Annotated in this window: 12 protein-coding genes; 5 read left to right on the top strand and 7 right to left on the bottom strand. The window is 55.2% G+C overall.

What is annotated here, in order from left to right:
- Positions 1–78 precede the first annotated feature (78 nt).
- Both rho and trxA read right to left on the bottom strand, forming a co-directional pair.
- Positions 79–1,341 (bottom strand): transcription termination factor Rho, encoded by a 1,263-nt coding sequence (gene rho / locus KGFNPO_RS02380; RefSeq protein WP_472614584.1) that lies wholly within the window; start codon positions 1,339–1,341, stop codon positions 79–81.
- 168 nt (positions 1,342–1,509) lie between these two features.
- Entirely contained in the window at positions 1,510–1,836 is a 327-nt protein-coding gene (trxA, locus tag KGFNPO_RS02375) for a thioredoxin TrxA (protein WP_472632932.1), read from the bottom strand.
- Between the two features lie 356 nt (positions 1,837–2,192).
- On the opposite strand from trxA, the gene KGFNPO_RS02370 reads away from it, so the two are divergent.
- Positions 2,193–4,934, top strand: coding sequence for a PD-(D/E)XK nuclease family protein (locus KGFNPO_RS02370; RefSeq protein ID WP_472632931.1), 2,742 nt, complete (start codon positions 2,193–2,195; stop codon positions 4,932–4,934).
- The gene (locus KGFNPO_RS02365) at positions 4,934–8,338 is read left to right on the top strand and encodes a UvrD-helicase domain-containing protein (protein WP_472632930.1); all 3,405 of its coding nucleotides are present in this window, start codon (positions 4,934–4,936) and stop codon (positions 8,336–8,338) included. The genes KGFNPO_RS02370 and KGFNPO_RS02365 overlap by 1 nt, the downstream gene beginning before the upstream one ends.
- A gap of 242 nt (positions 8,339–8,580) precedes the next feature.
- Here KGFNPO_RS02365 and KGFNPO_RS02360 read toward each other — a convergent pair whose 3' ends face one another.
- Both KGFNPO_RS02360 and pepN read right to left on the bottom strand, forming a co-directional pair.
- On the bottom strand, positions 8,581–9,582 hold the full coding sequence (locus tag KGFNPO_RS02360; protein ID WP_472632929.1) for a class 1 fructose-bisphosphatase: 1,002 nt from the start codon (positions 9,580–9,582) through the stop codon (positions 8,581–8,583).
- A 149-nt stretch (positions 9,583–9,731) separates the two neighbouring features.
- Complete coding sequence (gene pepN, locus KGFNPO_RS02355) at positions 9,732–12,443, bottom strand: aminopeptidase N (RefSeq protein WP_472632928.1); 2,712 nt, start codon at positions 12,441–12,443, stop codon at positions 9,732–9,734.
- Positions 12,444–12,662: 219 nt separating this feature from the next.
- Between pepN and KGFNPO_RS02350 the strand changes: the two genes are divergently transcribed.
- A complete protein-coding gene (locus tag KGFNPO_RS02350; protein ID WP_472632927.1) occupies positions 12,663–13,316 on the top strand; it encodes a DUF4136 domain-containing protein in 654 nt (217 codons plus the stop codon).
- Between the two features lie 407 nt (positions 13,317–13,723).
- Here KGFNPO_RS02350 and KGFNPO_RS02345 read toward each other — a convergent pair whose 3' ends face one another.
- The 3 genes from KGFNPO_RS02345 to KGFNPO_RS02335 form a co-directional block, all read right to left on the bottom strand.
- The gene (locus KGFNPO_RS02345; RefSeq protein ID WP_472632926.1) at positions 13,724–14,698 is read right to left on the bottom strand and encodes a quinone oxidoreductase family protein; all 975 of its coding nucleotides are present in this window, start codon (positions 14,696–14,698) and stop codon (positions 13,724–13,726) included.
- A 221-nt stretch (positions 14,699–14,919) separates the two neighbouring features.
- Positions 14,920–16,350, bottom strand: a complete 1,431-nt coding sequence (locus KGFNPO_RS02340; protein WP_472632925.1) for a heavy metal sensor histidine kinase — start codon at positions 16,348–16,350, stop codon at positions 14,920–14,922.
- Positions 16,347–17,027, bottom strand: coding sequence for a heavy metal response regulator transcription factor (locus KGFNPO_RS02335; protein WP_472632924.1), 681 nt, complete (start codon positions 17,025–17,027; stop codon positions 16,347–16,349). Before KGFNPO_RS02335 ends, KGFNPO_RS02340 begins: the two co-directional genes overlap by 4 nt.
- A gap of 192 nt (positions 17,028–17,219) precedes the next feature.
- Between KGFNPO_RS02335 and KGFNPO_RS02330 the strand changes: the two genes are divergently transcribed.
- The gene (locus KGFNPO_RS02330) at positions 17,220–17,621 is read left to right on the top strand and encodes a CzcE family metal-binding protein (RefSeq protein ID WP_472632923.1); all 402 of its coding nucleotides are present in this window, start codon (positions 17,220–17,222) and stop codon (positions 17,619–17,621) included.
- A gap of 291 nt (positions 17,622–17,912) precedes the next feature.
- Entirely contained in the window at positions 17,913–18,359 is a 447-nt protein-coding gene (locus KGFNPO_RS02325; protein ID WP_472632922.1) for a hypothetical protein, read from the top strand.
- The last annotated feature ends 37 nt before the right edge of the window (positions 18,360–18,396 follow it).

Here is an 18,396-nt window from a genome sequence, read left to right as displayed (position 1 = left end):
CGTAAATAGGGCGCATGCCGCAGCATGCGCCCTATCCCGTCAATCAAAAACAAGCTTGACTCAGCGACTTAACGCAGATTAGCTGCTGCGCCGCATCATGTCGAAAAACTCGGCGTTGGTCTTGGTCGCTTTCATTTTATCGAGGATGAATTCCATAGCTTCGATCTCATCCATGCTGTAGAGCAACTTGCGCAAGATCCAGATTTTCTGCAACTGGTCTGGCTTGATCAGCAATTCTTCGCGGCGGGTGCCGGATTTATTCAGGTTGATGGCCGGATAGACACGTTTTTCGGCCAAACGGCGTTCCAGATGCACTTCCATGTTGCCGGTACCTTTGAATTCTTCAAAGATCACGTCATCCATGCGGCTGCCGGTTTCGATCAGTGCGGTGGCAATGATGGTCAGCGAACCGCCTTCTTCGATGTTGCGCGCCGCACCGAAGAAGCGTTTCGGACGTTGCAGTGCATTGGCATCGACGCCGCCTGTCAGCACTTTGCCGGAAGCCGGGATCACGGTGTTGTAAGCGCGCGCCAGACGGGTGATCGAATCGAGCAAAATCACTACGTCTTTCTTCATTTCAACCAGGCGCTTGGCTTTTTCAAGCACCATCTCGGCCACTTGTACGTGGCGCGTTGCCGGTTCGTCAAAGGTCGACGCCACCACTTCGCCGCGCACCGAGCGCTGCATTTCGGTCACTTCTTCCGGCCGCTCGTCGATCAGCAGCACGATCAGCGTGATATCCGGGTGGTTGGCGGTGATCGCGTGCGCAATATGCTGCAAGATCACCGATTTACCCGACTTGGGCGACGCCACCAGCAAGCCGCGCTGGCCCTTGCCGATCGGCGCAATCATGTCGATGATGCGGCCGGTAATGTTTTCCTGGCCGTTCATCTCGCGTTCGAGATGCAGCACCTTGTTCGGGTGCAGCGGCGTCAGGTTTTCAAACATGATGCGGTGCTTGGATGCCTCAGGCGGTTCACCGTTGACCTTATCCACTTTCACCAGTGCAAAATAGCGTTCGCCGTCTTTCGGAGTACGGACTTCGCCTTCGATCGAATCGCCGGTGTGCAGGTTGAAACGACGGATTTGCGATGGCGAGATATAGATGTCGTCGGTGGACGCCATATAACTGGCATCAGGCGAGCGCAGGAAACCGAAGCCGTCCGGCAGCACTTCCAGTGCGCCGTCGCCGAAAATTTGTTCGCCTTGTTTGGCGCGTTTTTTCAAGATCGCAAACATCAATTCCTGTTTGCGCAAGCGTGCTGCGTTATCGATGTCGAGTCCGATTGCCATTTCTAGCAGGGCTGAGACGTGTAACGCCTTTAATTCAGATAAATGCATGGTGAGAGTGTCCCGAGATGGGATAAATATAGGTGGGGGTGGGAGTCGCGTGGTGTGCTTGTGAACGGGTGTTCAATATCAAGCAGAGATAATTTGCGTAAAAAAACTGAGTAAAAATGAGCTGTCTGCATCAGCGGCGGTGCGAGCGCATCGCCGCTGCTTGCATTATTAAATGTTGCTGTCCACAAACGCGGTCAATTGGCCTTTTGCCATCGCACCCACTTTTTGTGCTGCAGCGACGCCGTTCTTGAACAAAATCAGCGTCGGGATGCCGCGAATGCCAAATTTTGCCGGTATGACTTGATTAGCATCGACATCCATTTTAGCGATTGTGATCTTGCCGTCGTATTCCTTGGCGATTTCTTCCAGGATCGGCGCCACCATTTTGCAGGGGCCGCACCACTCTGCCCAAAAATCGACTAAAACGGGTTTGTCGGATTTCAATACATCCGCGTCAAAGGATGCATCGGTAATATGTTTGATGTTTTCGCTCATGGGTTCCTCGGTATGCCGGGATAAAAGGGTAAATGGCGCTGCTTATGGGATGCGTTCAGGCTTGCCTGCAATACTCGTACGGGCACGGCATGCCGTGCCCCCAACCTGCCGACAACGCTTTCATTGTTACATCAATGAAGTTGATTCGTTGTGCTTAAATTCAATGTTTTTGAAATGTGTGGCAAGGAATACTGCGGCGGGGATGTTTGAAATCATAACCTATTTTGGTGCGAAATGTCGTGCGGCGCTGCGATTTTATCCGCAGGCGTCTACGGCGCTCGCATAAAATACATCATTAACGTGGTTTTTCACGCAAAATTCTTCCCTCTCTTTCCGCTTCCATCAGCCCGGACCACATGTCACTCCAGCCTATTCTGATCCCTCCTTCCGCCCATTTCTGGAGCCACGCGGCGCGCACGCTGCTGCAGCGACTGACAGAAAGCGCACTGCTGCCGCCGCAGAATGGCTCGCAATCTCTCGACATGTCTGATTTGTGCGTGATGGTGCCAACCTACGGCCATGCGCTGCAACTCAGGACCGCGCTGGCGCATGCTCTGCAATGCGCATTCATCCCGCCGCGCATCACGACGCCGACCACCTGGCTTGAATTATTGACGCCGCAGGATTCCGACCCTGCGATTGCACACGACAGCGAACGCCTGATGACGCTGTATGGCGGACTGCGCCAGCATGCGTGGCTGAAAAAATTGTTCACCGCCAAACGCAATACCGACCTGCTGCCCTTGGCGCACACCTTGCTGTCGCTGTCGGATGAACTTACGCAAGCGCTGCTGCCGGCGCTCCAGCTTGCGGCTGAAACTGCGCCGGACGCCCTGGAACAAAGCTGGCAAGCGGCGCTGGCCGAACTGTCGCCCCCGGCACGCCAGCTGTTGTCGGATGAAACCCAACTGGTGTGGACTATCTGGAAGAGCCAGCTGGCACAAAACGATGCCAGCGCCGCCCGCATGCTGCAGCTGCTGCGTTTTGCGGCGCAGGCGCGCGGGCCTTTGGTCTGGATCAGTCCGGTTGCACCTAATCCGCAGGAAGCAACATTCTTGAGCGCTTACGCTGCGCGCCAGCCGGTCTTGCAACTCTATCTCGATTGGAGAGAATTCGGAATAAATAAGGAGTATGCATCGGCTTGGCATGAAATACATGCGGAAAACGATGCCAGCATCACCAGTATATTTGATGCGCCGGAAAGCACCGGATGCCCGCACTTATCCCTTTACGGTGCCAGCAGCCTGGAAGACGAAGCCTTGCACGCAGCCCAAACCATCGTGGACTGGCTGCAGGAAGGCAAATCCCGTCTTGCCATCGTGGCGCAAGACCGCGTTGTGGCACGGCGCATTCGGGCCTTGCTGGAACGGGCGCAAGTCTGCGTCAGCGATGAAACCGGCTGGAAGCTGTCCACCACCCGCGCTGCAGCGGCATTGGCAGCCTGGTTCGAAGTCGTGTCGTCACGGGCAGAAACAGTGGCTTTGCTGGATTTTTTGAAATCGCCTTATGTATTTGCGCCGCTGCCAGACAAACCCACGCAATTGATGACCATCGAGCGCACGCTGCGGCGCGCCAATGTGCTGGGCGGCTGGGATGCTGCCAATGCAGTTCTGGCGAGCAGTCCTGCCGAACAAATCAGCGTGCGCCGCATTGCAAAACAAGCCGCCACATTCAATGGCCGCAAGACACTGGCCGCGTGGCTCGACGCCACTGGCGACATGCTGGCTGCGCTCGACATGCACACTGCGTTAGCGGCTGACGCTGCCGGTCAACAGGTATTAACCGTGCTGGAATCGCTTCAGAAAGAATGCGCTGCGCTGACTGAAACCTTTGCGTTTTCCGAGTGGCGCGCCTTCCTCAACATGCAGCTCGAAGCGGCGCCCTTCGTGGCACCCAATCCCGATAACAGAGTCGTGATGCTGCCGCTCAACGGCGCGCGCCTGCGCAGCTTCGATGCGGTGTTATTGGTGGGTGCCGACGCCAAGCATTTGCCTTCGCAACCGCAGGAAACCCTGTTTTTCGCCAATGCAGTGCGGCGCGAACTCGGGCTGGAAACCCGCGAAAGCCGCCAGCGCCAGCAATTGCGCGACTTTACCGAATTACTCAGCGCCAATCCGGAAGTAGTCCTGACGTGGCAAGCACACAAGGACGGCGAACCAAATGCAGTCAGCGCCTGGATCGAACGGCTACAATTGACGCTGACACGGCACAATAAAGCACCGTTGCCGATACACCAGAGCGCACTGTCGACCCAACAATTGCTGCCAGCACTGCCAAGCATGCCGGCACCAAAAGCATCGCAACTCACGCCGCAAAAATTGTCCGCCAGCGGCTACAACAGCTTGCTGGCCTGCCCTTACCAATTCTTTGCGGCGCGCATCTTGCGCCTCAACGCACTCGATGAATTGTCCGATATGCCGGAAAAACGCGATTACGGCGGCTGGCTGCATGCGATTCTGAAAACCTATCACGACACCCTGCGCGACCAGGGTTGCCCACTACCTGAACGGGAAAGTTTACTGCGCAGCATTTCGGCGCAAGCATTCGACACCATTCTCGGCAAAAATGCCGCCGCGCTCGGGTATACCGTCCGCTGGCAAAAGGTGATTCCCGCGTATCTCGAATGGGCCAACGCGCACGAAGCCGAAGGCTGGAATTTCGTAATCGGCGAACAATGGTTCGAGAAAATCGTATCGTGGCAGCAAGGTGAAACGCAGGGCGAAATACTGCTGCAAGGCCGCATCGACCGCATCGACGAAACCGAAGATGGCGAACGCATAGTGCTCGATTACAAAACCAGCGAAGCCTCCATCCTGAAAGCCAAATTAAAAAACGGCGAAGATCTGCAATTGCCGTTCTACGGCATATTGTCCGACGCGCCGGTTGCCAGTGCGCAGTACGTCGCGCTGGAAGCGAACAAAGGCAAAACCGGCGCAGCAATCGCCCCCGATTACGCCGCTTGGCAAACCGCACTGGAACAACACATCACGATCCATATGCAAGCGATAGCGGATGACGCGCCAATGCCGGCCAACGGTGTCGAATCCGTCTGCCAATATTGCGATGTGCGCGGCCTGTGCCGCAAGGGAGCTTGGTAATGGAAGATATCGAAAATAGGGATGTAGACATTAATCCGAGCGCAAATCCGGAAGCAAGCCCGCACGCCTACGAAATCAATCAACGCCCTGTCAACGCGGAAGCATTTATCACCAGCGCCTGCGACCCGCGGCAATCGGTGGTGGTAGAAGCTTGTGCCGGCAGCGGAAAAACCTGGCTGCTAGTGGCGCGCATGTTGCGCCTGCTGCTCGCCGGTACCGAACCGGCCGAATTGCTGGCCATTACGTTCACCCGCAAGGCCGCGCAGGAAATGCGCGAACGCTTGCTGTCGCTGTTGCGCGATTTAGCCTTACTGCCAGAAACTGCGGTACGCACACTGCTGGAGGAACGCGGCTTGTCGCCGCAAGAAGCAGAGCAAGCAATCCCGGCCGCGCGCGATCTGTATGAACGCGTATTGTCCAGCCCGCAAGCGCTGTCGATTGACACCTTCCATAGCTGGTTTGCAAAGCTGATCCAGATTGCGCCGCTGGCGTCCGGCGTGCCGCACGGCTACACGCTGACCGACGCCACCGGCGCATTGCTGTCCGAGGCGTACAGCACCTTCATGCAATCGGTCAACGATGACGGCAATGCCGAACTGAAGGCGGCGCTACTGGTTTTGTACGACAGCATCGGCGACTTCAATACCAAAAAATTGCTGGACGCCTTCATCAGCAAACGCGCGGAATGGTGGGCCAGCACACAACAGCAAGACCCATCGCAAAAGCCGCTGCCACTGGAATGGCTGCGTGCACTTTGCGGCAATGATGCCGAGCATGATGCACGGCTAACATTATGGAATGACGCAGCATTAAACAAACGTTTGCTGAACATCGCATGGCTGCTGGGGCAAGCGACAAAGCGCAATCAAGAGCGCGCACGCAACATCGAAAGCGCGCTGACTGCCGGCGCCAGTCTGGATAATTTCGCCCAATTGCTCAACCAGTTCTGCGACGACAAAGGCGCACCACGCGGCAACGATCATCGTCGCGGGCAATTGTTCAAGGTGATCGAAACCAATCTGGGAGAAAACAGCGGTGAAACATTCGAACGCGAATTTATCAGCTTAAGTACTGCGCTATTACAGTTGCAGCGCCGCAGTTTCGAGCCGCACGTACTTGCCATTAACGCCGCGCTATTTACCGCCGGCAGCGCGTATCTGGAACGCTATCAAGCGATCAAAGCCGAACGGCGCGTTTTCGATTTCGCCGATCTGGAATGGCAAGCCTATCGACTGCTTTCCAACGAAGAACACGCAGCGTATTTGCAAAGCCGGCTCGATGCGCGTTACAAGCAAATCCTGCTGGACGAATTTCAAGATACCAACCCGCTGCAATGGCACATCGTGCAAGGCTGGCTGAATGCCTACAGTGAAAATGGCGACGACGAGAGCAAACCCGGCATCTTCATCGTCGGCGACCCCAAGCAATCGATTTACCGTTTCCGCCGTGCCGAACCGCGCGTCTTTCAAGCCGCCAGCGCGCACTTGGCGGCACAAGGCGCGGCGCTGCTGCGCACCAACCAGACCCGGCGCAATGCCGCCACCATCGTCGCGGCGCTCAATACCAGCTTCACACACAATCCGATTTTCAGGCCGCAAACCACGCTGGCGGCGCAATCCGGCGTGGTCTGGCGTTTGCCGCTGATCCAGCGCGTTGCCAGTGAAAAATCCGTGGCAGTTGATGAAGTCATGATCCGCGACCCGTTCACCACGCCACGCGATGAAGAAGAAGATGCGCGCCGGCGCGACGAAGGGCATGCGGTGGCGCAAGCAATTCTGCGCGCCAAACACCTCCTGAGCACACAGACAGATGCGCCGGTGCGCTGGTCCGACGTCATGCTGCTGGTCAAAAAACGTACCCATCTCGGCGCTTACGAAGGCGCGTTGCGCGCTGCCGGGATTCCATTCGCATCCGACCGTCGCGGCGGCTTATTAAGCGCTCTGGAAATCCTCGATCTGATTGCGCTGCTGAATTTCCTGATCACGCCCGGCGACGATCTGGCGCTGGCGCACGTATTGAAGTCGCCGTTATTCGATGCGGAGGATGCCGACCTGATTGCGCTGGCACAACGCGCCGAACAGAGTTGGTGGAATCGCTTGCAAGCGCTTGCAAGCGCCGGAACATCGGAGCTGCTAATGCGCGCCGAACGCTTGCTGGCGCACTGGTTGCACGTCGCGCCGCAATTGCCGGTACACGACTTGCTCGACGTCATCCTGCATCAGGGCGAATTGATCACCCGCACTGCGCAAGCCGCACAGCCGCTGGTGCGCAACCAGGTGATCGGCAATATTGAAGCCTTCATCGAACTGTCTCTGAATCTCGATGCAGGCCGCTATCCAAGCTTGCCGAAATTTATCGATGCGCTACGCACTTTGCAAAATAATGCCGGCAACGATTCTCCCGACGAAGCCGGTATCGATGCTGCGCTGGACGCCGTGCGCATCATGACCATCCACAGCGCCAAAGGGCTGGAAGCGCCGATCGTGATTTTGCTCGACGCCAACCACAGCGAACCGGCACGCGACGATATTGGCGTGCTGTGCGACTGGCCGCAAGATTCTGCAGCCCCGACCCACTTCTCGGTCTTCGGCCGCCAGAGCGAACGCGGCGCGGCACGCGACCCGTTGTTCGCCGCGGAAGAAAACTTCAAGCAACAGGAAGACTGGAATCTGCTCTACGTCGCCGCCACCCGCGCCAAACAGATCCTGATCGTCAGCGGCGTCGCCAGCGCGAAAAACCCGCAACCCGATGGCAGCGCCGTCGATAGTTGGTACCACCGGCTGCAAAACGCGCCGTACATTCCTGCCGATGTTGCCGATGTTGCCGATGTTGCAGCAGACTGGGAAGAACCCGCGCCGAGTCAGGTTGCCGCCGACAGCTTCACGCTGCAGATCTACAATCCGCCGCTGCTGCCCGCGCCCGTCAGCGCACAACCGGCCGACGACAAAGCCACGGGGGATGCCATCGCCGAAGGGATCGCGCTGCACGCATTGCTGGAACGCCTGACCCACGCGGCCATCTGGCCCATCGCCATCCCGACTGCAAACACCATCGCCGACTGGCTGCGTTGCTCCGCGGCGCTGGCGGAAACCATCCGCGCCCACGCCGACACCATCCTGTCGCAAACCCATCTGGAACATTTTTTCGATCCGTCGCAACATCACAGCGCCCGCAACGAAATGGAAATCCTGCATGGCGCACACTTGCTCCGACTGGATCGCGTGGTGGTCTTTGAGGAAGAAGTCTGGATTCTCGATTACAAGCGCAATTATCTCGACAGCGAACATGCCGATTATCAAGAGCAACTGGCCGGTTACCGCGCTGCAGGCGCGCTGGTGTTTGGCGGCAAAACCCTGAAATCGGCGTTAATTACCGTCGATGGGCGTTTGATTGAACTGGAGTGAAAAAATGCCGTAGGTGCGAATTTATTCGCACTCTGAACGATTTAATACGAGCTGATGCGAATAAATTCGCACCTACGGGCAAGTAGGATGGGTGAAACCCATCATTTGTTTTGGTAGCGATTGAAAATGATGGGCTTCACCCGTTCTACGACAAAATTAAAAAATGGCAGAGTATAGTTAAATACACTGCCATTTACGCATATAGAATATGCGCTACTTAAAAATACTGCCAATATCTACATTTATTCCTGATGATACGCAGTGACCCGTTCCACTTCGCTTTTCGAACCGAGGAAAACCGGAACCCGCTGGTGCAGTTTTTCCGGCTGAATATCCAGAATGCGCTGGGCGCCGTTGGTGGCAGAGCCGCCTGCTTGCTCGACGAGGAAAGCCATCGGATTGGCTTCATACATCAAGCGCAACTTGCCCGGTTTTTCCGGTTCGCGTTTGTCGGCCGGATACATGAAAACGCCACCGCGACTAAGAATGCGATGGACATCGGCCACCATTGAGGCGATCCAGCGCATGTTGAAATTACTGCCGCGCACACCGTCCTCGCCAGCCAGCAATTCGTTCACATAACGCGTGACCGGCGTATGCCAGTGCCGTGCGTTGGAAGCGTTGATGGCGAATTCCCGCGTTTCCACCGGAATTTGCATATTGCGCTGGGTCAGCACCCATGAACCCATCTCGCGATCCAGCGTGAAGCAGTTGACGCCGTTGCCAGTGGTTAGCACCAGCACAGTTTGCGGGCCGTACACCGCATAACCGGCGGCGACTTGCTTGCTGCCGGGTTGCAAGAAATCCTGTTCGGTCGGTACGCCCATGCCTTCCGGCGCTTTCAGTACCGAGAAAATGGTGCCGATTGAGACATTGACATCAATGTTGGAAGAGCCGTCGAGCGGATCGAACAACAGCAAATATTCGCCCTTCGGATAGCGGTTTGGAATCAGGTGGATGGTTTCCATTTCTTCCGACGCCATCGCCGCCAGATGGCCACCCCATTCATTGGCTTCGAGCAGAATATCGTTGGAAATGATGTCGAGCTTTTTCTGCACTTCGCCCTGTACGTTTTCCGTTTCGGCGCTGCCCATGACTTCGCCTAAAGCGCCTTTGCCGACTGCGTGGCTGATGGTCTTGCAGGCCCGTGCGACGACTTCGATCAAGAGCCGTAATTCGGCCGGGATGGTGTTGTGCTGGCGTTGTTCCTCAACCAGGTATTGGGTCAAGCTGATGCGTTTCATTAATTTCCTTTTTAATTATTTACAGATGTTACGCACGTTCATTATGGAGAAAAACGTGATGCACGAAAGACACGAAAAGCATAAAAAAGTTGCAAGAAAGTAGATTGGACTAACGCACTATTTTCGTGTCTTTCGTGGTCAGTTATCTATCAAACCGCCAGCGCCTTCGACACGACTTCCGCCACGTCCTTCGACAGTTTTTTCGATTTCGCGACTTTTTGCAGCGCAGCCTGCATCTGCACTTGCAGCGCAGGCTGGTATTTCTTCCAGTGGTCCAGCGTGCGGGCCAGGCGCGCAGCGACTTGCGGATTGATCGCATTGAGCGCGATCACTTGTTCGGCCCAGAATGCGTAGCCGCTGCCGTCTTTCGCATGGAATTGCGCCGGATTGCCGTTGCAGAAACTGAAAATCAGGCTGCGTGCGCGGTTCGGATTAGCGATGGTAAATGCAGGGTGCGCCATCAGCTTACGCACCGTTGCCACATCGGTGGTGCGCGCTGTGGCTTGCAGGCTGAACCACTTGTCGACCACCAGCGCTTCTTTCTTGAAATCCCGGTAAAAGCGCTGCACCGGCTTGGTTGCGCTCTTGCTGCCGGAGTTGACCAGGCCGACCAAGGCGGCCATCCGATCGGTCATGTTATCGGCGGCGTCCTGCGCGTGCGCCAGTTGCAACGCGCTGTCATCATTCCAGTCCAGCAGGTACGACAATGCCAGATTTTTCAGTGCGCGTTTGCCGGCAGAGTTGGCATCGGGGCTGTATTTCACGCTGCCGAGATGATCTTCGTAAATGGCGAGAAAATCCGCCTTGAGCGCCAGCGCCAGCGTGTTGCGCATGAAGCGGCGGGCGGCATGAATCGCTTGCGGATCGACCACCGCGCACTGTTCGGCCAGCATGGATTCCGACGGCAATGTCAACACCAGTTCGCGGAAGGCCGGATCGAGCGACGCGTCGTTGAGCGTGGCGCGCATGGCTTCTATAAACAAGCCGTCCAGTTCCAGCACCGCTTGCGCTGGCTCGGCGGCGGCTTGCAGCGTTGCAGTCAGTGCAAGCAAGCGCTGCATTGCCAGGCGTTGGCCGGCTTCCCAGCGGTTGAACGGATCGCTATCAAACGCCAGCAAGTGCGCCAGTTCCTGATCCAAATAGGCGTAATCGAGCATTACCGGCGCTGAGAAATTACGCAGCAACGATGGCGTCGGCGCTTCACTGACCTGTGTAAAACGGAAGGTTTGGCGGGTCTTGGTGAATTCCAGAACGCAGGTGGTTTGGCCGGCCTGGCAGGTTTGGTCATTGGCTGCCGGCGCCTGCCCTTTTTTCTGCATGGTTTCCAGATACAGCGGCATGTCGCGGCCGCTGGCGTCGAGCAAGCCGATTGCAAACGGGATGTGGAACGGCTGCTTCTTGTCATCAAAGGGCGTGCCCGGGCAGGATTGCGCCAGCGTCACTTCATAGGTGTGCGCGTTGGCGTCAAACTTGGTCTGCACCTTCACGCGCGGGGTGCCGGCCTGGCTATACCAGCGCTCGAACTGACTCAGATCGCGCCGGTTGGCGTCAGCCATCGCAGCGCGGAAATCGTTGCACGAGACGGCCTGACCATCGTGCCGCTCGAAATACAAATCCATCCCTTTGCGAAAACCATCGCGTCCCAATAGCGTCTGGTACATGCGCACCACTTCCGCGCCTTTTTCGTAAATCGTGACAGTGTAGAAATTATTGATTTCGACATAACTGTCAGGCCGCACCGGATGCGCCATCGGGCCGGCATCTTCGGAAAACTGCACCTGGCGCAAGGTCCGCACATCCTCGATGCGCTTGACCGCCCGGCCACTGTCGGAGCCGATCATATCGGCCGAGAATTCCTGATCGCGGAACACCGTCAAGCCTTCTTTCAACGACAACTGAAACCAGTCGCGGCAGGTGACGCGGTTGCCGGTCCAGTTATGGAAATATTCATGGCCGACCACCGATTCGATATTCGCGTAATCGGCATCGGTGGCTATCGATGGATTGGCAAGTACGTACTTGGTATTGAAAATATTTAAACCCTTGTTTTCCATCGCGCCCATGTTGAAGTCACCCACGGCGACGATCATGAACCGGTCCAGATCCAGCTCCAGGCCGAAGCGCTGTTGGTCCCAACGGATAGCGTTTTTCAGGGACGCCATCGCATGCTGGGTTTTGTCGAGATTGCCCGGCTCGACCCAGACTTGCAACAACGCTTTACGACCGGATTTGAGCTTGAATTTTTCTTCCTGACAAACCAGCTTGCCGGCCACCAGCGCGAACAGGTAGGACGGTTTCTTGAACGGATCTTCCCACTTCGCATAGTGGCGGCCATCGGTCAGATCGCCCTCTTCCACCAGATTGCCGTTGGACAGCAAAACCGGATATTTTTTCTTGTCGGCGCGCAGCATCACTGTGTATTTCGCCATCACGTCCGGGCGATCCGGGAAGTAGGTAATCTTGCGAAATCCCTCGGCTTCGCATTGGGTAAAGAAATTACCGTTCGAGACATACAGTCCCATCATGGTGGTATTTTGGTCCGGATGAATCAGGGTTTCGATTTCCAGCATGATGTCGTCAGGAGCATCGGCAATCTGCAAAATCGCACCGGAAATGGTGTAGCCGCCTTTGGCGCGCTTGCCCAGCAATTTTCCGTTCATGCGCAGCGACAGCAGTTCCAGCGTCTCGCCATACAGCACCACATTTTTGCTGGTCGCTGCGGGATTGCGCGTCATCGTGATGCGGGTGGCAACGCGGGTTGATTGCGGGTCAAGATCAAAACCCATTTCCACTGTACTGATTGTGTAACCGGGCGCCGTATAGTCGGCGCGAAAAATCATATTGGGAGTATTAGATCGCATAAGAAAATCATCCAATGGAAGTGGTGCAAAATGACATTTTACCAATCGCCGCTTAATTTAGCTGGAAAGGCGTCAGGAAAGGCCGCCAGAATATTGCGCAACATCTACGCAACGCCCCTGCAACATTCTGTTACATCGCCGTCTGGATTTTTCTGCTGAAAAAGCTATCTTAAAGATAACGCTGCGGTCTGGATCGCGTTGCCATGAGAAGGAACTGTCATGAAAAATTATGTACGTCTGGCACTGCTGGCTATAAGCATATTGCTAACCGGTTGCGCCGCCACCATCCGCAGCGATGTCACTGTGTTTCACGCCTGGCCGGCCAAGTTGCCGGACAAATCGTTTGTGTTCGAGCATGAAAAATCGCTGGAGGGCGACCTGGAATACCAGTCTTACCAGCGACTGTTGCGCACGCAATTGCTGCGACTTGGTTTCACCGATGCCGCCGACTCCAAAACAGCGGCACTGCAGGTTGCGTTCGAGTATGACGTCAAGGTGCGCGATGTGCGGCTGATCCAGCCGGTGCTGGTCGATGGCTACGGCGGTGGATTTTACGGGTCCCGCTGGCACCGCCGCGGTGGTTTTTACGATCCTTTTTACAGTCCCTTTGGCGATCCCTTTTACGACCCGTTCTGGTACGGACCGCCAGTGGTGGTGTATCAGCAATCCGATTTTCAGCTGTACCGCCGGCAATTGCATGTCGGCATCAGGCAAGCCAGGGACGGCAAGAAACTGTATGACGTAACGGTCAACAGCGAAGGCCGCAACAGCGCGCTGGCGTCTGTGATGCCCTACATGATGCGCAGCGCCTTTGTAGATTTTCCCGGCAAAAGCGGAGTGGCGCGCCAGGTCGAACTCCCGATCAAGGATTGATTGTGGGAACTGGACTCAAGCCGGCTTTAAGGCAGCCTGAATAGAAATATATACTTAATCATGTATTTTTTAATGCCGAATATAGAATATGCGGTATTAATGGCTATTTATTACATACTCCCGTATTTATTGAAAATAACGGAACTGTTCAGCCTGCCAGGTGAGGACTGTTTGGTCCCCTCGCCCGGCATGGCTTTTCCTGGTGCCCGAATCGCGATGCGATTCGCTTGTGGGAGAGGGTTAGGGAGAGGATCTTAGCAAAAATTCCGGCCGTATTATGTGGCAATGCAATCAAGGTTGAACCTTGTTTTGGCCACCTTGCTTATTGCGAGCGCCCTCTCCCCGGCCCTCTCCCGCAAGCGGGAGAGGGAGCAAAATCCTCTATCACGACCAGCAAGCTGCCGGCATCATGGAATCAGAATCGAGGAACCGGTGGTCTTGCGCGCTTCCAGGTCGATGTGCGCCTGCGCCACGTCCTTGAGCGCGTAGCGCTGATTGATCTCGATCTTTATCTTGCCGCTTTCGACCATGCCAAATAGCTCTGACGCCATCACCAGCAAATCTTCCCGCTTGGCGGTGTAGCTCATCAGCGACGGCCGCGTGATGAAGAGCGAGCCGCGCGACGCCAGTTCATTCAGGCTAAACGGCGGCACCGGCCCCGAAGCGCTGCCGAAACTGACCATCATCCCCAGCGGCGACAGGCAATCGAGCGAGCCGAAAAAAGTATCGTTGCCAATCGAGTCGTAGACCACCGGCACGCCTTGGCCGCCGGTGATTTCCTTGACCCGCTTGACGAAATTCTCGGTGTTGTAATTGATTACATGGGTGCAGCCGTGCGCCTTGGCCAGCGCGCCTTTGGCGTCCGAACCGACGGTGCCGATCATGGTCACGCCCAACGCGCGCGCCCACTGGCAAGCGATCAAGCCGACGCCGCCGGCAGCGGCGTGGAACAGGATGGTTTCGCCGCCCTGCAACCGGAAGGTGCGACGAAACAGGTATTGCACCGTCAAACCCTGCAGCATCATCGCAGCGGCAGTCTCGAAGCTGATCGCGTCCGGCAATTTGACCAGCGCCGCCGCCGGCATCAGGCGCACTTTGGCATAAGCGCCGATCGGCCGACCGGCGTAAGCGACGCGGTCGCCGGCCTTCAGATCGGTGACGCCCGCGCCGACCGCTTCCACCACGCCAGCGCCTTCCATGCCCAGGCCGGCCGGCAGCGGTTGCGGATACAGCCCGGTGCGAAAATACACATCGATGAAATTCAGGCCGCAGGCGACATTGCGCACCCGCGCTTCACCGGGGCCGGGCGCGCCGACCTCGACTTCGACGTATTCCATCACTTCCGGGCCGCCTGTTTTACTAATACGAATTGCTTTTGACATGATGTTTTTCCTTCCGGTTGAAGAGTCAATGGGTGATTTTATTTGCATGGTCAGATGATGTTACGCACTGCCGTAGGATGGGTGAAACCCATCACGTATCGAATTCACAAGATGGGTTTCACCCATCCTACGGTACTGCCGCAGTCGAAAGATGGTTTATGCATTCTTTCGTGCTTTTCGTGTCTTTCGTGGACAATGTTTTACATGCGCTATGCGCAACATCAGGAATGTCGCAGGTCGCCATGACTTCTAGTCGATGGAAACAGCAGCCGAAACGTCGTCATTGTGTCCGCAGCACTTTCTACATCAGCCCGCCCGCCATGCAACATCATGATGGATTGCACAATAGCCAGTCCTAAGCCGGTGGAGGATGTCGAACCGCTGCGGGCGTCATCGACACGATAAAACCGGTCGAATAACAAGGGGAGATGTTCGGGCTTGATGCCGATTCCCGGGTTAGTTACGGTAATAGCTATTCCCTCTTGTGCTTGCTGTGTAGCCAGGCGAATCACGCCTCCTTTGGGCGTGTACCGGAGCGCATTTGCCACCAGATTATTGACAGCGCGTCGAAACAAGATCGGGTCAGCCTCCAGTGTGCCACTTGCATTCACTGCTAGTTGGACCTGCGCATCTTCTGCAACGCCTTCGAAGTAATCGGCGATGCGCTGCAGCTCATTGGAAGTGTCTAAGCGTTGTTTATTCAGCACGAATTTAGCATGATCGGCCCGCGCCAGAAACAGCATGTTTTCAACCATGCGCGCCAGCCGTTCATACTCTTCCTGATTCGAGGCCAGTAAAGACTGGTAATCCTCAGTGGAGCGCGGTTGCGATAGCGCCACCTGGGTTTGCACCATCAGATTATTGATTGGCGTACGTAAATCGTGTGCCAAATCAGCGGAAAATTGCGACAGCCGCTGAAAACTGCGATGCAGCCGATCCAGCATGTCATTGAATGCCAGCACCAGCACTTGCAATTCATTCGGCGCGGCTGTGACGTCGAGTCGCATATCCAGGCGTTGCGCAGTGATCGATTGTGCCTGCCTGGCAATCGCATGGAGCGCACGCAAGCCTTGCCGCACTATGATGTATCCGAATAATGCCGCTAACAGTGCGCCGAAAAAAACCGCTGCAAACACCTTGTTGCGATAGGTCTCAAGCAATGCCATTCGGTCCGAATTGGTCCGCGCAACAATGATTTGCACTTGCTCATGCGCATTATTCAATGATCCCCATGCAGAGACCGTGCGCGCAGAAAGTCCTGAGTTCAGTGTCCATCGGCCCAATGACGCTTTGCCCGGCGTCTGATTGGCCGGCGTGACAGGCAATGTCGACAATGCGCCGTGATCGGTATGATTTTGCAAAAGGATTTTTCCATCGGCCGATTTCAAAATGATGATTAATCCATTGTGACCGGCAGCAGCATCCAGGAATCGATGCGGATCGTCCTGGATTTCCTTTACTGAAAACGTTTCCAGTAAAAAATGGCGCATTAAACTAATTTTTCCCAGCAATTCGATATCGTCGTGGGATTCAAGCTGGCTCGCCAGCGATTGATATAAATAAGTACCGACACCGGCAAACGTCAGCGCTGCAATTAGCGCAAACAGCAGCCCCAATCGCGTGGTCAGCGAAGTTGAACGAAATCGCTTCACTCCCGTGCTTCCAACACGTATCCCATGCCACGTAGCGTGTGAATCAATTTGCGCGAATAGGCGTCATCTACTTTTGCGCGCAAACGCCGCACGGCGACATCAACCACATTGGTATCACTGTCAAAGTTCATGTCCCATACCTGGGATGCAATCAGGGAGCGTGACAGGACTTCCCCCTGGCGTTTGGCCAACAGATGCAGGAGTGCAAATTCCTTCGGCGTCAAATCAATCCTTGCACCGCCACGCGTGACGCGACGCTTCAATACATCGATTTCCATGTCGGCAATTTCCAGTCGCTCCGATTCACGGATCGGGCCGCGCCGCAGCAAGGTGCGAATGCGCGCCACCAGTTCGGCAAATGCAAACGGTTTTACCAAATAATCATCGGCACCCAATTCCAGACCTTTGATCCGATCTTGCACATCGTCGCGCGCAGTCAGAAACAGTACCGGCGTTTGTTGTGTTTGCTGTGCCTTGCGCAACTCCTGCACCACTTGCCAGCCATCCATACCCGGCAACATCACATCGAGCACGATCAAGTCGTAGGCATCGGCGGTGGCACATTGCAAACCATCCGGGCCGGTGCGCGCCAGGTCGACCACGAAACCCGATTCAGTAAGTCCTTTACGGAGATAGTCACCCGCCTTTGGTTCATCTTCCACCACTAAAATATGCATGAAATGCCTCCTTATTAGCGAATAGATAGGTCTATTCTCGCTGATACCGTATTGCGCATGGATTACAAAACTGTAACCTCGTTGTCAGGTTCTCGTTTCCTTCTCTTTCTTATACTTCACTCCATCGATACGCACCGTACCGGTCGCTATAGCAGCGTTTTTGAAGTGCCAGTTTAAGGAATGGAATCAATCATGTTGAACCTGAAGAGTAAAACCGTTTCGATGTTCACCATGGGCATGTTGTTTGCTGCCATGTCAGTGAGTGCACAAGCAGAGAAACAAGATAATTGGGGAGCCAATTTACCTCTGTCGGCATCGGGCAGCCCAATGAAAAATACAGTGGAGCCGTATGGCAACTCTATTCCAGTTGAAGCGGCAACACGTCAGATTACCTTAACTCCAAGTACTAAGTGGATCAATGTGACGCGTGGCGATTCGGTTAATTTTGTGGTGGACGGAAAATCGTTTGCCTGGAATTTTTACACCTTGCGTAGCGAGGGCAGCTTCGATTTGGCTACGATTGCACCGAAGGACATCAATCTGCAGCAAATACGCGTCTATGTGGCAAGGAACCAGAATGACAGAAGCCGATAGAAACTTGTCCGTCACTTTGGGCATTGCAGCAATCTCCGTTTAAGAATTGATTCTTGAATAGAACTGACTATCAGGAGGGTGTAATTAATTTCGTGCAAACGGTCATTTTTTACTCCTCTGTGGTGGTGGTGTCGTATCACATCGGTCCTGTCGCATTAACTTTTTTTTACTTTCGCGATATACGATATGTGGGACAATTGTCGTCCATTGGCACAACTACTGCATTGAAACAACTACCGTAATAAATTCTTGAGTTTTTAGTTAATCCGACTGAACCACCGTCACAACCTATTGTTGCTCAAGAAAAGTTACTCAAGAAAAACAAAGCATTTAATGAAACTGTCCCGTCCATCCCGCTTTATCGCCGCGTGCATCGCGTTGCTCAGCATGCTGTTCATGCAGCTTGCTGTGGCGGGATATGCGTGCCCTGAGCTCAAAATCGACACCGTCAGCCAATCGGTCACGATGTCCACCGATGCTGGTGGCGGCATGCCTGGGTGCGCGGATATGGATGCGGAACAGCCCAGTCTGTGTCACGCGCACGTTCAAGCGGGCAATCAGTCTCTCGACAAAACGGCACCTCCCGATGTACAGCCATTTATCGCAGTGGCATTGCCGCTGGCATTCCATGTCACCAATCCTGCATACAGCCCGATTGCCAGACAACCTGATTCCTTTCTACTGACGCGGATCACCGCGCCCCCGCTCTCTATCCGCAATTGCTGTTTCCGGATTTAACTCTCCAGATCGCTTAGTCCGTCAGCGTCGCGCATGT

Source organism: Gelidimonas diazotrophica, assembly GCF_055694025.1.
This window is presented reverse-complemented; position numbering and strand designations above follow the sequence as displayed.

Excerpts from the sequence above, each read along its gene's own strand:
- rho (WP_472614584.1), bottom strand. The coding sequence starts at position 1,341 with ATGCATTTATCTGAATTAAAGGCGTTACACGTCTCAGCCCTGCTAGAA.
- trxA (WP_472632932.1), bottom strand. The coding sequence starts at position 1,836 with ATGAGCGAAAACATCAAACATATTACCGATGCATCCTTTGACGCGGAT.
- KGFNPO_RS02370 (WP_472632931.1), top strand. The coding sequence starts at position 2,193 with ATGTCACTCCAGCCTATTCTGATCCCTCCTTCCGCCCATTTCTGGAGC.
- KGFNPO_RS02365 (WP_472632930.1), top strand. The coding sequence starts at position 4,934 with ATGGAAGATATCGAAAATAGGGATGTAGACATTAATCCGAGCGCAAAT.
- KGFNPO_RS02360 (WP_472632929.1), bottom strand. The coding sequence starts at position 9,582 with ATGAAACGCATCAGCTTGACCCAATACCTGGTTGAGGAACAACGCCAG.
- pepN (WP_472632928.1), bottom strand. The coding sequence starts at position 12,443 with ATGCGATCTAATACTCCCAATATGATTTTTCGCGCCGACTATACGGCG.
- KGFNPO_RS02350 (WP_472632927.1), top strand. The coding sequence starts at position 12,663 with ATGAAAAATTATGTACGTCTGGCACTGCTGGCTATAAGCATATTGCTA.
- KGFNPO_RS02345 (WP_472632926.1), bottom strand. The coding sequence starts at position 14,698 with ATGTCAAAAGCAATTCGTATTAGTAAAACAGGCGGCCCGGAAGTGATG.
- KGFNPO_RS02335 (WP_472632924.1), bottom strand. The coding sequence starts at position 17,027 with ATGCATATTTTAGTGGTGGAAGATGAACCAAAGGCGGGTGACTATCTC.
- KGFNPO_RS02330 (WP_472632923.1), top strand. The coding sequence starts at position 17,220 with ATGTTGAACCTGAAGAGTAAAACCGTTTCGATGTTCACCATGGGCATG.